General features: G+C 61.2%; 15 protein-coding genes. 12 read left to right on the top strand and 3 right to left on the bottom strand.

The genetic code is table 11. From position 1 onward, the window contains the following. The first annotated feature begins 109 nt into the window (after positions 1–109). The gene (locus J3P89_RS11410) at positions 110–1018 is read left to right on the top strand and encodes a LysR substrate-binding domain-containing protein (RefSeq protein ID WP_434697569.1); all 909 of its coding nucleotides are present in this window, start codon (positions 110–112) and stop codon (positions 1016–1018) included. Further along, a complete protein-coding gene (locus J3P89_RS11405) occupies positions 1015–1365 on the top strand; it encodes an MmcQ/YjbR family DNA-binding protein (protein WP_434573856.1) in 351 nt (116 codons plus the stop codon). Before J3P89_RS11410 ends, J3P89_RS11405 begins: the two co-directional genes overlap by 4 nt. A gap of 138 nt (positions 1366–1503) precedes the next feature. Here the strand turns inward: J3P89_RS11405 and J3P89_RS11400 are convergent, their stop codons facing one another. Together J3P89_RS11400 and J3P89_RS11395 are read right to left on the bottom strand one after the other, a co-directional pair. After that, positions 1504–1926 carry a DUF1294 domain-containing protein gene (locus J3P89_RS11400; protein ID WP_434630601.1) on the bottom strand — a complete coding sequence of 141 codons (423 nt, stop codon included), beginning with the start codon at positions 1924–1926 and terminating at the stop codon, positions 1504–1506. Then, the gene (locus J3P89_RS11395; RefSeq protein WP_434697568.1) at positions 1923–2753 is read right to left on the bottom strand and encodes an undecaprenyl-diphosphate phosphatase; all 831 of its coding nucleotides are present in this window, start codon (positions 2751–2753) and stop codon (positions 1923–1925) included. The genes J3P89_RS11400 and J3P89_RS11395 overlap by 4 nt, the downstream gene beginning before the upstream one ends. A 269-nt stretch (positions 2754–3022) precedes the next feature. Between J3P89_RS11395 and J3P89_RS11390 the strand changes: the two genes are divergently transcribed. From J3P89_RS11390 to J3P89_RS11350, 9 genes are all read left to right on the top strand, one after another. Then, positions 3023–4657, top strand: coding sequence for a methyl-accepting chemotaxis protein (locus tag J3P89_RS11390; protein ID WP_434630597.1), 1635 nt, complete (start codon positions 3023–3025; stop codon positions 4655–4657). A 309-nt stretch (positions 4658–4966) separates the two neighbouring features. Further along, positions 4967–5530, top strand: a complete 564-nt coding sequence (pnuC, locus tag J3P89_RS11385; protein WP_434630594.1) for a nicotinamide riboside transporter PnuC — start codon at positions 4967–4969, stop codon at positions 5528–5530. Next, positions 5527–6051 carry an AAA family ATPase gene (locus J3P89_RS11380; protein ID WP_434697567.1) on the top strand — a complete coding sequence of 175 codons (525 nt, stop codon included), beginning with the start codon at positions 5527–5529 and terminating at the stop codon, positions 6049–6051. The genes pnuC and J3P89_RS11380 overlap by 4 nt, the downstream gene beginning before the upstream one ends. Positions 6052–6360: 309 nt before the next feature. Next, complete coding sequence (locus tag J3P89_RS11375; RefSeq protein WP_434697566.1) at positions 6361–6810, top strand: hypothetical protein; 450 nt, start codon at positions 6361–6363, stop codon at positions 6808–6810. Position 6811: 1 nt separating this feature from the next. Next, entirely contained in the window at positions 6812–7390 is a 579-nt protein-coding gene (locus J3P89_RS11370) for an adhesin (protein ID WP_434697565.1), read from the top strand. Positions 7391–7450: 60 nt separating this feature from the next. Further along, positions 7451–8422: a heme utilization protein gene (locus tag J3P89_RS11365; RefSeq protein WP_305500678.1), complete on the top strand. Its 972-nt coding sequence runs from the start codon at positions 7451–7453 to the stop codon at positions 8420–8422. A 137-nt stretch (positions 8423–8559) separates the two neighbouring features. Then, entirely contained in the window at positions 8560–9240 is a 681-nt protein-coding gene (locus J3P89_RS11360) for a C39 family peptidase (RefSeq protein WP_434600967.1), read from the top strand. A gap of 56 nt (positions 9241–9296) precedes the next feature. Next, a complete protein-coding gene (locus tag J3P89_RS11355; protein ID WP_434630581.1) occupies positions 9297–10043 on the top strand; it encodes a hypothetical protein in 747 nt (248 codons plus the stop codon). Between the two features lie 47 nt (positions 10044–10090). Continuing rightward, positions 10091–11374, top strand: a complete 1284-nt coding sequence (locus J3P89_RS11350) for a transporter (protein ID WP_434697564.1) — start codon at positions 10091–10093, stop codon at positions 11372–11374. Positions 11375–11513: 139 nt separating this feature from the next. Here J3P89_RS11350 and J3P89_RS11345 read toward each other — a convergent pair whose 3' ends face one another. Beyond that, on the bottom strand, positions 11514–12839 hold the full coding sequence (locus tag J3P89_RS11345) for a sigma 54-interacting transcriptional regulator (protein ID WP_434630579.1): 1326 nt from the start codon (positions 12837–12839) through the stop codon (positions 11514–11516). 341 nt (positions 12840–13180) lie between these two features. Here J3P89_RS11345 and J3P89_RS11340 point away from each other — a divergent pair, with 341 nt between their 5' ends. Further along, positions 13181–13447, top strand: a complete 267-nt coding sequence (locus J3P89_RS11340) for a hypothetical protein (RefSeq protein WP_030142711.1) — start codon at positions 13181–13183, stop codon at positions 13445–13447. The last annotated feature ends 122 nt before the right edge of the window (positions 13448–13569 follow it).

The raw sequence follows: 13569 nt of genomic DNA, 5'->3' as shown, positions 1-13569 counted from the left end.
GGATCGCAACCAGGCGATCAATTGAGAACAATCCTATCGATGAAGCCAATCCGAGATAAGTCTGCAAGAATGTGATGGTTCGTTCCACTGACAGGACAATCGATTCGCCATGCAAGACCTTAATGACCTGTATTACTTTGCCAAGGTGGTTGAAGCCGGTGGCTTCGCGGCCGCCGGGCGCTTGCTGGGCATCCCCAAGTCACGCTTGTCACGGCGAATCGCCGAGCTCGAAGAGCGCCTTGACGCCCGACTGCTGCAACGCACCACCCGCCAGTTGAAGCTGACCGCCGTGGGTGAACGTTACCTGCGTCATTGCCAGGCCATGTTGCTGGAAGCGGAGATGGCCGACGAAGCGGTGGCGAGCATGTCCAGCGAGCCCCGTGGGCGTTTGCGGGTGTCGAGCCCGGTGGGCCTGGCGCACCAGTTCCTGCCGCTGATCATCGAAAGCTTCCTGGCGAAATACCCCCAGGTGCAGTTCGAAATGATCCTGCTCAACCGGCGCGTGGATCTGATCAGCGAGGGCATCGACGTGGCGTTGCGCGTCCGTGACCTGGGCGACGAAGACCCGCTGCTGATGACCCGGCGCTTGCGCCAGGCCCGCCTGACCCTGGTTGCCAGCCCGGTGCTCATTGAAGGGCGGCAGATCGAGACTCCGGACGACCTCAGGCAATTGCCGGTGCTGGGAGCGCTGGAGGCGGACCGTCTGGTGCATGTGCGCTTGCTCAGTACCGCAGGGCAAAGCGTCGAGCTTGCCCTGGAGGCGCGCCTGGGCATCGACGACTTTATCGTGCGGCGCGCCTGCACCCTGACGGGGCTGGGGTTTACCCTGTTGCCGAGCATGTATTGCGAAGAAGAACTGCGCGACGGTCGACTGGTGGAGCTGTTGCCTGGATGGTCATCACCGGATGGCTGGCTCCAGGCGGTCTATCCTCACCGGCGCGGCATGCTGCCGGCGGTGCGCGCGTGGATCGATCATCTTGTGGAAGCTTTTGCACAATGTGGAGACAGGACGATATGAGCTTGAGCGAAGAGGACGTCGCGCAATTTTGCCTGGGCTTGCCGGGCGCCCGGGAAGACTATAAATGGGGCGGCGTGCGAGTATTCTCGATCGCCGGCAACAAGATGTTCGCCTTGCAGAACCTGCGGGGGGATTCGTTGGCGTTCAAGGTCGACAAGGACCTGTTTCTCGGCCATTGCGACCGCCCCGGCATTCATCCGGCGCCGTACCTGGCCAGGGCCCAATGGATCATCATGCAAGTCCCCTACCCGCTGGGCGATGAGGAGCTGCGCAGTCTGTTGCGACGTTCCCATCAGTTGGTGGTCAGCAAGTTGCCCAAGCGCACGCAGGTTGGGTTGTTGCTGTAGCGGCTCAGCCGGGTTGCAGCCGCTGCATACCAATGTGGGAGCGAGCTTGCTCGCGATAGCGGTGCCACAGCCAGTGAAGATGTTGGATGTACCGGCGTCATCGCGAGCAAGCTCGCTCCCACAGGGAACGCATACCGATCAGAACAACGCCAACAGATGGCCGCCCAGGAACAACTGGTCGATCCAGAATCCCTGGTGCAACACCACGATGAACCAGAACACCACTTGAAACGACACTTTGCGGGTCTTGTGGCGAAACACCTGCTGGGCCAGCAATGCACCCGGCCAGCCACCGGCGAGTTCGACCGCGTGCAGAACGTTCTCCGGCGTGCGCCAGGCATCGGCGCGTGCCTTGCGCTTGTCGCTCCAGTAAAGCAGGAACGCCACGGCACTGACGACTCCGTACGCCGTCATGGGCACCCACGACTCGCCCCGCAATCCGAGCAGCAGCGAGCCAAAAAGCGGCAACGCGCACAGAATCGCAAATACCGTCAACTTGAGGCGCAGGTTCTGCACGGCCCCGCCGGTGTTACGTGCGACTCGCCTGGCCGATTCGTTCAAGGCCGGGCAGCCGTCCAGTCGACCCAGCCGAATTGCCAGGTCGCCAGGATCAACAGGCCGAACGCAATCCGGTACCAGGCGAACACCGCATAACTGTGGCTGGCGATGAAGCGCAGCAGGCCCTTGACCGCGATCATGGCGAAGATGAACGCGGTGATGAAACCGATGGCAAACACCGGGAAATCCGCCGGGACAAACAGCTCGCGGTATTTATAACCCGAGTAGACCGCCGCGCCGACCATGGTTGGCATGGCCAGGAAGAACGAGAATTCGGTGGCGGTCTTGCGCGACAGGCCGAACAGCAGGCCGCCAATGATGGTCGCACCGGAGCGAGAGGTGCCGGGAATCATCGCGATGCACTGGGCCAGGCCGACTTTCAGCGCATCCTTCCAGGTCATGTCATCCACGGTTTCGGCGTGCACCGTGTGCTGGCGCCTCTCGGCCCAGAGCATCACCAGACCTCCCAATACCAGCGCGGTGGCGACCGTGATCGGGTTGAACAGGTAATGGTGGATCCAGTCGGCCAGCAGTACGCCCAGTATCACCGCAGGGAAAAACGCGATCAGCAGGTTGGCGGTGAAGCGGCGAGCGCCGGGCTGGGTCGGCAGGCCCAGCACCACGTCGAAGATCTTGCGCCGAAACTCCCAGACCACCGCCAGGATCGCACCGAGCTGGATGATGATGTTGAACGCCATCGAGCGCTCCCCACCGAATTCGAGCAAGTCGGCGACGACGATCTGGTGCCCCGTACTGGAAATCGGCAGGAACTCCGTCAGCCCTTCTACCACGCCGAGAATCAATGCCGAAAAGGCCGTCCACAAATCCATTCATCCCCCAGAAAAGCCTGTCGTTTCAGGCCTTGTCGCTATTCAAATGTTACGCAGGTGCACGCAGCGGCTGCACGATAACCGCGACCTTGCAAAAAAAACCAATGAAAAATCAGAAGCGACTCAGGTTTTGCGCTGCGGGGCCGAAATCCTATCAGACAAGCCCTGATAACGCTGCCGCGTTATGACCCAGGTCAATCGCGCGTAGACGTCGAGCGTTAAAGTGCCGCCGTCGTTAATGACAAGAATAAAAACCGGAGTGACAGCGTATGAATAGCTTGCGCAGTGTATCGATCAGCCGACGCCTGTGGCTCATCCTGGTCGTGGCCATCGTGATGTTGTTCACGCTGGGCGCGTTCATGCTAAAGCAGATCCACATCGATCTGTATCAGGCCAAGGTGCAGAAAACCCAACATGTAGTGCAGACCGCCAGCGGCGTACTGAGCTATTACCATGGCCTGGAGACCGCCGGTACCCTGACGCGCGAGGCGGCGCAGAAGCAGGCGCTCAGCGCGGTGCGCGGCCTGCGTTATGACCACAATGACTACTTCTGGATCAATGACCTGGCGCCGGTCATGGTCATGCACCCGACCAACCCGAAACTTGAAGGGCAGAACCTTTCGGCCATCCGCGATCCGAACGGTTTTGCCCTGTTCAACGAAATGGTCGCCATCGCCAAGGCCAAGGGCGCCGGCATGGTCGATTACCTTTGGCCCAAGCCGGGCGCCGAGGCACCGGTGGGGAAAACGTCCTATGTGAAGCTGTTCGAGCCTTGGGGCTGGATCATCGGTTCGGGCGTGTACGTGGATGATGTACAGGCGGAATTCCAGTCCCAGTTGATCAAGGCTTCCTTGATCGGCTTGGCGATCACCTTGTTCATGGGCCTGCTGTTGACCCTGATCGTACGCAGCATCGTCCGGCCCTTGCAGGAGACAGTCAATGCCATGGCCAACATCGCCAGCGGCGAGAGTGACCTGACCCGCACCCTCGATACCCATGGCCAGGACGAAGTCACGCAATTGGCCAGGCACTTCAATGCCTTCACCGCCAAGCTGCGCCAGGTGGTGGGTCAGTTGCAGGTCTCAGCCAGCGAGTTGGGGCAATCGTCCAGCGACCTGGGCAACGACGCCGCCCAGGCCCAGCAGCGCAGCCAGCAACAATCGCAACAGATGGAGCTGGTGGCGACCGCCATCAACGAAGTGACTTATGGCGTGCAGGATGTGGCGAAGAATGCCGAACACGCCGCCAGCGAAATGCGCGACGCCGAATCCCAGGCCCAGCAGGGCCAGGTGAACATCGACGGCAGCCTGCAACAGATCGACCGGCTCTCCCAGACCATCGACCAGGCCGTGGAAGTGATCCGCACCCTGGCCAGTGAAAGCACCCAGATCGGCAGTGTGCTGGAAGTGATCCGTTCGATTGCCGAGCAGACCAACCTGCTGGCGCTCAACGCCGCCATTGAAGCCGCCCGCGCCGGCGAGCAAGGTCGCGGTTTTGCCGTGGTGGCTGATGAAGTGCGCTTGCTGGCCCAGCGCACCCAGAAGTCCACCGCTGAAATCCAGGCGATGATCGAACGCCTGCAAAATCATTCCGAAGCCGCTGTGAAAGTCATCAGCGACAGCAGCCGTGCCTCGCAGCTGACCATCGAGCAGGCCGGGCTGGCCGGCGCCAGCCTCAACGCCATCGGCCAGGCCCTGCGCAACCTCAACAGCCTGAACGCCTCCATCGCCAGCGCCACCCTGCAACAGGCGCATGTGGTGGAAGACATCAACCAGAACGTCACCCAGGCCGCTGGGCTGTCCCACAGCACCGCCATGGCCGCGGAACAGTCCAGCGTGGCAAGCGCCCGCCTCAAAGGCCTGAGCGAACAACTGAACGGCCTGCTCAAGCAGTTTCGAGTCTGAGTTGATGATCCCACAGTGGTTTTGTGTTGGCCCCAGATTTGGTGCCCACCACAAAACTCCCTGTGGGAGCGAGCCTGCTCGCGAATGCAATAGCACATTCAGCACTGATGCAAGCTGACCCGCCGCCTTCGCGAGCAGGCTCGCTCCCACATTGGTTTTTGTGTTGGCCCTGGATTTAGTGCCCAGCGCAAATCCCCTGTGGGAGCGAGCCTGCTCGGGAAGGCGTTAGCACAGCCAGCACCAGGATGGAGCTCCGCCCGCCATAACGTTTACAATCCCCGCCCTCTTCGTCTTCCCCAAGGAACCGCCATGTCCGGGCTTGAACTGTTTGCCGCAGCCCTCGGCGTGATCGCTGTCTGGTTGACCGTCAAGCAGAATCCCTGGTGCTGGCCGATCGGCCTGGTCATGGTGCTGCTGTACAGCTGGTTCTTCTTCGACGTGAAGTTGTACTCCGACATGCTCTTGCAGATGGTCTACGCCGTCCTGCAACTGTATGGCTGGTGGCAGTGGACCCGCGCCGGACACAATCACCATGGTCGGCAGGTGACGTATCTGGGTACGCCGTCAGTGTTGCTCAGCCTCGCCCTCGGTGCGACGGGCAGCCTGATGCTCGGGGCGGCCATGGCGCATTGGACCGACGCCGCCCAGCCCTGGCTCGATGCGGCGCTGACCGGTTTCAGCCTGGTGGCCCAGTGGTGGATGGCGCAAAAGCGTGTGCAGTGCTGGCCGCTGTGGATCGTCCTGGATGTGATTTTCGTCGGCCTGTTCGTCTACAAGGGTCTGTACCTGACCGCCGCGCTTTATGCGCTGTTCACTCTGCTGGCGGTGCAAGGCTGGCGGGAATGGCGCGCCGACCCGGCCCTGCGCACATGAAAGTAGTGGTACTGACCGGCCCGGAATCCAGCGGCAAAAGCTGGCTGGCCGGGCAACTGCAGGCGCATTTCGGTGGTTTGCGGGTGGACGAATACGTGCGCCACTTCATGGAGCAAACCCAGCGTGATACCTGCCTGGCCGACATCACCGATATAGCCACCGGGCAACTCGCCTGGGAAGACGCGGCTCGCGCCCGGCAGCCGGCGCTGCTGATCCTCGATACCCATCTGTTGAGCAATATCCTCTGGAGCCAGACCCTGTTCGATGATTGCCCGGATTGGCTCGAACCCGCCTTGCTGGCGCGCCATTACGATTTGCATCTGCTGCTCAGCCCCGAGCAGGTCGAATGGGTCGGCGACGGTTTGCGCTGCCAGCCGGAGCTGGCAGAACGGGTGAGGTTTTTCGAGACCATCAGGGACTGGCTGGTTCGCCACCAACAACCGTTCCTGTTGATTGAAGGCGACTGGGAGCAACGGCGCGAGCAAGTGTTCGCGGCCGTTGCGCGGCTCCTTCAGGCCTGAGGTTGTTTCATCGTTGAAACATCATTGATGCGCCGAGCCCGGATTCAAAGCCACTCCGATCCGTTACGACCCTGACTGTAAAGTCACTGATACACCGCCCCCCGAACGCCTGGATCCAGAGCCCAGCGGCAGCGGCGGGCCGTTGCGGGCCGCGAGCCTGTCTCAGCGATGAAACAGGTTCCGCCAACGGATCTGCGCCCTTCTCACAAACTATTGAATCCGAAGTCTTTTCCAAACACGGCACAACACCTGCTCTTCCCTTCGCAGCGCTGACTAGGGCCAGCGTCCAGCGAAGAAGGAATCGATGTCATGGGGACTTCCAACAGAAATCTGACCTGTCTGTTGTTGATCGGCTGCGCCGTCGGTGCGACGACGCTCAGTCTGCCGGCCCAGGCCGAGGGTAACGGCGTCATCGTACTCGACCGCGACGTGCAACCGGTTCATTTCGGTCGCAATGGCGGCAAAGACCCCTACCCGACCACCGTCAATGCCAATCCGTCCGTCCGGATCAACCAGGCGACCGCCAGTACCGAGCTCAGCGACGGCGAATTTGCCGGTGTCGCCAGCGGCTCGACAATCCGCAACACCATCACTGCGAACACCGGCGTGCAGGGCGTCAATGTCGTGGCCAACCCCAACGGCATGCCGGGCATGAGTGCCGGCCACGGTGGCGGCAGCGGTGGCGCCATCTCGGGCACCATCAACCGCTCGCTGAGTTCCGGCCTGGCCCCTCTGGGTCGGTTGGCGGGAGGCCAGTGAGATGAATCCAACCTGGCTCATGGTTGCCCTGCTCGGCAGCTCAACCGTGCTCGCCGCCCCGGGCGTTGCGGTGGTCAACCAGGCCGACCTGGAAAATTCCGGCGGTCGTTACACCGGTAATTTCAACGTCAACCAGGCGGCCGGCGACCAGACCCAGCAGACCAACACCCGCGCCATCGCCATCGGCACCGATGCCCACGCAAGCACCGTCGTGCACCAGCGCCTCGATACGCCGGCCAAGCCGTCGATGAACGCGAGCGCGCGTATCGGCGGCAACTCTTTCACCAACGGCAACGGCGTGCTGGGCGTCAACCAGTCCGCCGGGGCCAACAACCAGATGGCCAATGTCATGCGAGTGGGCATCAGTGCCCACCCGCAGAGCATGGACGACAGTGCCCTTTCCCAACAGAACGTGGCGCTGGTACCGAACTCGGGAGCAACTGACACCCCAACCGGCAGTCGCCAGGTCGCCACCAGCGACCAGGCCTTCACCGGCAGCCGAGGGGTGATCCAGGTGAACCAGAGTGCCGGGGTGGGGAACCGCATGGCCAACACCCTGAGCATCCGGGTCGCAGACTGACCCGGCGCAGTGGATAAGAACGTACCGACACTTAACCAACGACACGCAAGGAGAAACACCATGAAACCTACAATGGCGCTCAAACCATTGGTTTTCGCTCTCGCCGCTGTCATGGCAATGGCTGCGCAGGCCGGCGGAAACGGTAACGGCCACGGCAACGGTCATGGCAACCACGGCCCTCAAGGGCCAACGCTGGATCAATTGCTTTCCATCAGCGCCGGCGCTGGGGCCACGGTGCTGGACGAGCAGAACAGCGATGGCAACGTGGTAACCAACCAGGCCACCCGCAACACCGCTGAAGCCACTGATTCGCTCAACGGCAGCAACGGCAACATGGGCGCCAACATCGCCGCCGGCGACGGCAACCAGCAAGACAATGCCGCCGCCCTGGCCACCGCCGACGAAAGCTTCATCTTCGGCTCGGCTGTCGCAGCGTCCAGCGCCACACAAGTCAATAACAACAACTATGTGAAGAACAACTCGACGCAGAACAACGCCTCGCTCACCAGCGCGGGCAACAACGGCTCCGGCAACATCGGCATCAACGTGACCGCCGGCAACTTCAACCAGCAGAAAAACAACCTGGCCATCGCCGTATCGGGCGGTCGTGTCGCCCAGGCTTCCGCCGCGGCCGACCAGTCGTCCACCGGCCTTGTCGTCGACAACAAAGGCGTGCGGACCTACAAGACCGACACCCTCACCAGCACCTCCGAGGCTTCCGGCACCTTCAAGGCCAAAGGCACCGGTACCGTCGAGGATGACGGCGGCTGGGGCAACAAGGGCGGCTACGGTGGTGGTCACGATGATGACAAGTTCAAGTTCTCCGCCGTGGGCACTTTCGAACTGGCCGGCAGCAATACCCAACAGGTGCTGACTCGCGACGGCTGGAAAAATCCGGTCTACAACAACGCCACCATGACCAACTCCATGAACGGCTTCTCCGGTAACGGCGGCGCCAACGTGTCGGCGGGCGTGGGCAACCAGCAAAGCAACTCGCTGTCGATTGCTGCCGGCTGCAAGGCTTGCATGTAAAAAAGTACCACTGTGGGAGCGAGCCCTGCTCGCGAAGGCATTGGATCAGCGACCTTTGTGTTGCCTGACACACTGTTATCGCGATCAGGCTCGCTCCCACAGGGGCTTTTCCCTGGGTATCACTAGGCGTATCGACCATGCGTGCGACTGCCCTTTGCCTGTTGGTTTTGCTTGCCGGCTTGACCGAAGCCGCGCAGATGCCGGTCGCCGCCCTGCCTGGCGGCATGCTGGTCTACAAACCCGTGCAAAGCGTACGCGAGCGCAAGTTCAGCGACATCGTCGAGCAGAAGACCGATTTCAGTTGTGGCGCCGCGGCGCTGGCCACTGTGTTGCGCCAGGCCTATTGGCTGGACGTCGACGAAGAGCATGTCATCAAGGGCATGCTGGTCAATGCCGACCAGGATCTGGTCCGCACCCAGGGTTTCTCCATGCTGGACATGAAGCGCTACGTGGAAACCATCGGCATGCGCGCCCGCGGCTATCGGATACCACCGGAAAAACTCGCCGCGGTGACGATCCCGGTCGTGGTCCTGATGGAAATTCGCGGCTACAAGCACTTCGTGGTATTGCAGCGAGCGGACAAGCGATGGGTGTATATCGCCGACCCGGTGCTTGGCCACAAACGCTACGCCCATGACGAATTCGTTAAAGGCTGGAACGGCATTGTCTTCGCCATCGTCGGCCCCGGCTATGACAAGACCAACGCCTTGCGCAGCCCTCCGCAACCTCTGACAGCGCGCAACAAGCTGGACGGTTTTAATCCGGTCAAGGACGCGGAACTGATGGATTTCGGCTTCATCCAGAGCGACTTTTTCTAATCGCCGAACAACTGCCAATAAAAAACAAAAGGAGCAGGACGCTCCGGGAGCAACAGATGAAACGCTCATACTGGCTCACGCTGGCCTGCCTGGCCGCAACGACGTCGGGTCTTGCCCACGCCGGTTTCAAACCGATCGAAGTCCAGGACCAGGAGCTCGCCGAGCTGCGCGGTCGCTACGTCATGCCCGGACGAGTCATCAGTTTTGGCATCGTCATGAGCAGCACCTGGCGCAACGCCAGTGGCGACCTGATCGGCGCTTCCAGTTCCATGCAGATCCAGGCTGCAACGGTCAAACCGCAGTTCTACGTCTCCACGATCAAGCAGACCGGCAACGGCAGCGCCCCGGAACAGGGTGGCGGCACAATCACCGGCGGCGCCGGTCTCGGCTCGGGCCAGGGCGTAACCCAGAGCGTGCGCGCCGCCGGCGACAGCAACAGCGCGTACAACAATGTCAGCATCAACGTAAAAGAAAGCAGCCAGGCACCTGCCCTGGCGCCCGCCCAAGGCCAATTGCTCGACAAGGGCCAGACCATCAGCGGCAGCAACGCCGCCGGCAGCGTGGCGGTCACCGCCACCGGCAGCGGCGTGCAGATGGCAATCCAGGCCAACCACAACCAGGGCAGCACCCTGCAACAGGTGGCCCAGGGCGGCTTGCTGCAAAACACCCGCCTGCTGGGCAACGGCAACCTGGTCAACAACATGACCCAGCTCAACGTGGTGCTGAACAGCAACGGCCCCAGCGCCGGGGCATTGGACTGCAACCTGACGCAGCTGCGTGGCCTTCGAAACCTCGGATATTGAACTACGCTGATCTCCGATCATTGGGCTAACTAGGGACGGCATATTTCATGTATCGATCCGTATCGTTGCGCGCTGTGATGTGTTTAAGCACGATGTTTCCGGCGACCGTGCTGCAAGCGGCACCCGACGCGGACATCGAGGCCCTGAAGCAAGAACTTCTCGAGCTCAAGCAACGCTACGAGGTCCAGCAAAAAGCCCTGGCGGTACTCGAACAGCGAGTCCGCCAGGTCGAGGATCAACCCGCCGCCCCGCCGCCCAAGCGCCTGGCCAAATCTCCCGCCGACATGAAAGGCAACCAAGGCGTGGCCGGCAGCGGCGCGGCAACGGCGGGTGGCAGTGGTTACGGGCAATCCCTGGCCGACGACTCGCAACCGGCCCAGAGCGTCTCCAACCTGTATGACGAAGCCAGCGGCTTTTTCGGCGGCGGCAAATTCAGCTTCGAAACCGGCGTGACCTACTCGCGCTACGACACCCGGCAACTGATTCTCAACGGCTTCCTGGCCCTGGATTCGATTTTCCTTGGCAACATCAACCTGGACCGGATCAAGGCGGACACCTGGACCCTGGACCTTACCGGTCGCTACAACTTCGACAATCGCTGGCAGTTCGACCTCAACGTGCCGGTGATCTACCGCGAGTCCACCTACCAGTCTGGTGGCGCCAACCAGGGCGCGGCCGGCGTCACCAGCGAAGAAACGGTGACCCGCGACCCCACCATCGGCGACGTCAATTTCGGCATTGCGTACAAGTTCATGGATGAATCGGTCAACAGCCCGGACGCGGTGGTGACCCTGCGCGTCAAGGCACCCACCGGCAAGGATCCGTTCGGCATCAAGCTGCGCCAGTCCCAGGCCAACACCAACCTGTTCGTGCCGGAAGACCTGCCCACCGGTAACGGCGTGTGGTCGATCACGCCCGGGATATCCCTGGTCAAGACCTTCGACCCGGCAGTACTGTTCGGCAGCCTGTCCTACACCCACAACTTCGAAGAGTCGTTCGACGACATCAGTTCCACCGTCAACCAGGAAGTGCCAGGCAACGTGCGCATCGGCGACAGCTTCCAGATCGGCGCCGGCATCGCCTTTGCCTTGAACGAGAAGATGAGCATGTCGTTCTCGGTCTCGGACCTGATCCAGAAGAAAAGCAAGCTCAAGCAGGACGGCGGGGACTGGGAATCGGTGGTCTCCAGCGACGCCAACGCCGGATACTTCAACATCGGTATGACGGTGGCCGCCAGCGACAACCTGACCATCGTGCCCAACCTGTCCATCGGGCTGACCGACGATGCGCCGGATTTCACCTTCAGCCTGAAATTGCCGTATTACTTCTAAGGCCGGGTGACGCCCCACGACACTCCGCTGTGGGAGCGAGCCTGCTCGCGAAGACGGTGTGTCAGTCGACATGACTGTGGCTGATCCGCCGCCTTCGCGAGCAGGCTCGCTCCCACTTTTTGACTGGTCGTTGGGCTGCTCAGCGAATCTGATGCTTGTGCAACAACCGATAGAACGTCGGCCGCGAAACGCCCAGCACGCGGGCCGCCACGCTGAGGTTATCGCTGTGGCGGTTGAGCACATCGCTCAACGCCTGGCGCTCGGCGCGGGTCTTGTAGTCTTCCAGGGTACCCATCGGTGCGGCGACGCCCTGCTGGCCGACAAGGCCAAGGTCGCGGGCCTCGATCTGCCGTCCTTCGGCCAGCACCAGGCCGCGACGGACGCGGTTGGCCAGCTCCCGCACATTGCCGGGCCAGTCGTGCATGCCCATCGCCACTAGCGCGTCCTCACTGAAACTGCGCGGCCGGCGACCGGTTTCGTGGCTGTAGAAATGGGCAAAGTGGCTGGCCAGCATCGACAGGTCGCCATGGCGTTCGCGCAGCGGTGCCATGACCACTTGCAATACGTTGAGGCGGTAATACAGGTCCTCACGAAAACGCCGATGCTCGATGGCCGCCTCCAGGTCGACATGCGTCGCCGCCAGCACCCTCACATCGACGGCAATCGGTTGGCTGCCGCCTACACGCTCGATGTGCTTTTCCTGCAAAAAGCGCAGCAGGTTGGCCTGCAGCTCCAACGGCAGATCGCCGATCTCATCGAGAAACAACGTGCCGCCATGAGCGGCTTCGATCCGTCCGATCTTGCGTTGATGAGCGCCGGTGAAAGCGCCCTTCTCGTGGCCGAACAGCTCGGACTGGATCAGGTGCTCGGGGATCGCGCCACAATTTATGGCAATGAACGGCTTGTTACGCCGGTGCGATTGGCAATGTAGGGTGCGCGCGACCAGCTCCTTGCCCGTGCCGCTTTCACCACGAATCAATACCGGCGACTCGGCGGGGGCCAGCTTGCCCAATAATTTGCGCAGTTCGCGAATCGGCTTGCTGTCGCCCAGCAGCTCATGTTCAGGCTGATTGATGTGAACCGCGCCCCGCCCCCTCAACCGCGCCATGCCGAACGCCCGGCCCAATGTCACCTGGACGCGGGAGACATCGAACGGCAAGGTATGGAAGTCAAAAAACCATTCGCAGACAAAATCGCCGACGTTTTGCAGGCGCAGCACTTCCTGACTGAGCACGGCGATCCACTCGGCGCCGCTGCGGCGAATCAATTCCTTGACGGCCTCGGGACGCTCCAGGTGAAAAGGCTGCAGGCGCAACAAGCCGACGTCACACGTCCGGTCGCTGGCGTGTTCCAGGGAGCAGCTGTCGACGTCCCAACCGATGTCGCGCAGGCCCGGTAACAGGCGATAGCAATCATCGCAAGGATCGACCACGAGCAGACGACGCAACGCACTGGTTTCAATCACGACTGATCCTTGGCGCCAAAATAAGGAAATATGATTAGAAACAGGCGTTTGGCGAACCTGCATGTAACAGTAGCAAGAACTTGACACTTGCTTGTATCGATTAGTTATCAGGACATCAGAGAACCGGTTATAAGCGGGCGTTTCGTTAGTTCACCTCGCTGCGAATCTTTCATCCCCCTTTCAAACAAAAGTCCGAAAGCCTGGTCTGAAAGAAAATCGAAATTTATTCATCGATTGTGTGACCTACTCCCGGGTTCGGGACATCAGTACAAGTAACCAGCCGCACGGTACGCCCAACCGACGGCAGATCATTTGATTGGGCACTATTGAGAGATAACGCCATGAACGCCCCGCTCCGTATCAACGAAGCTCTTTTGATTGCCGACCGCGCATTCCGTCCTTTCCAATGCGTGGCCTGGGCCCCACAAGACGGTAACGGCGAACTCAGCCTGACCGTCATCGACCGCACCAACACCCACATCGGCCGGACCCAGATCCCCAGCAGTGCCTATACGGACCCAGCGCAACTTGCCGACCTGTTGAAGCAGGCCCGTGCCGAGTTGAGCCAGGAAGGTTACAAACTGCAATCGTGGTCCATGCCTGAATAAATCCATGACCAGCCGGTGGTTGTTTGCCGGGCCTGGCATCGGATCGAAAGCCTTAATCGGCACTGAGGCCGGATTTATCCGGCCCCACGCTTGATATTCCTCTTTTGTTACGGCAATTTGCG

This window comes from Pseudomonas sp. Z1-14 (assembly GCF_051132005.1).
Classification (GTDB): domain Bacteria; phylum Pseudomonadota; class Gammaproteobacteria; order Pseudomonadales; family Pseudomonadaceae; genus Aquipseudomonas.
This window is presented reverse-complemented; position numbering and strand designations above follow the sequence as displayed.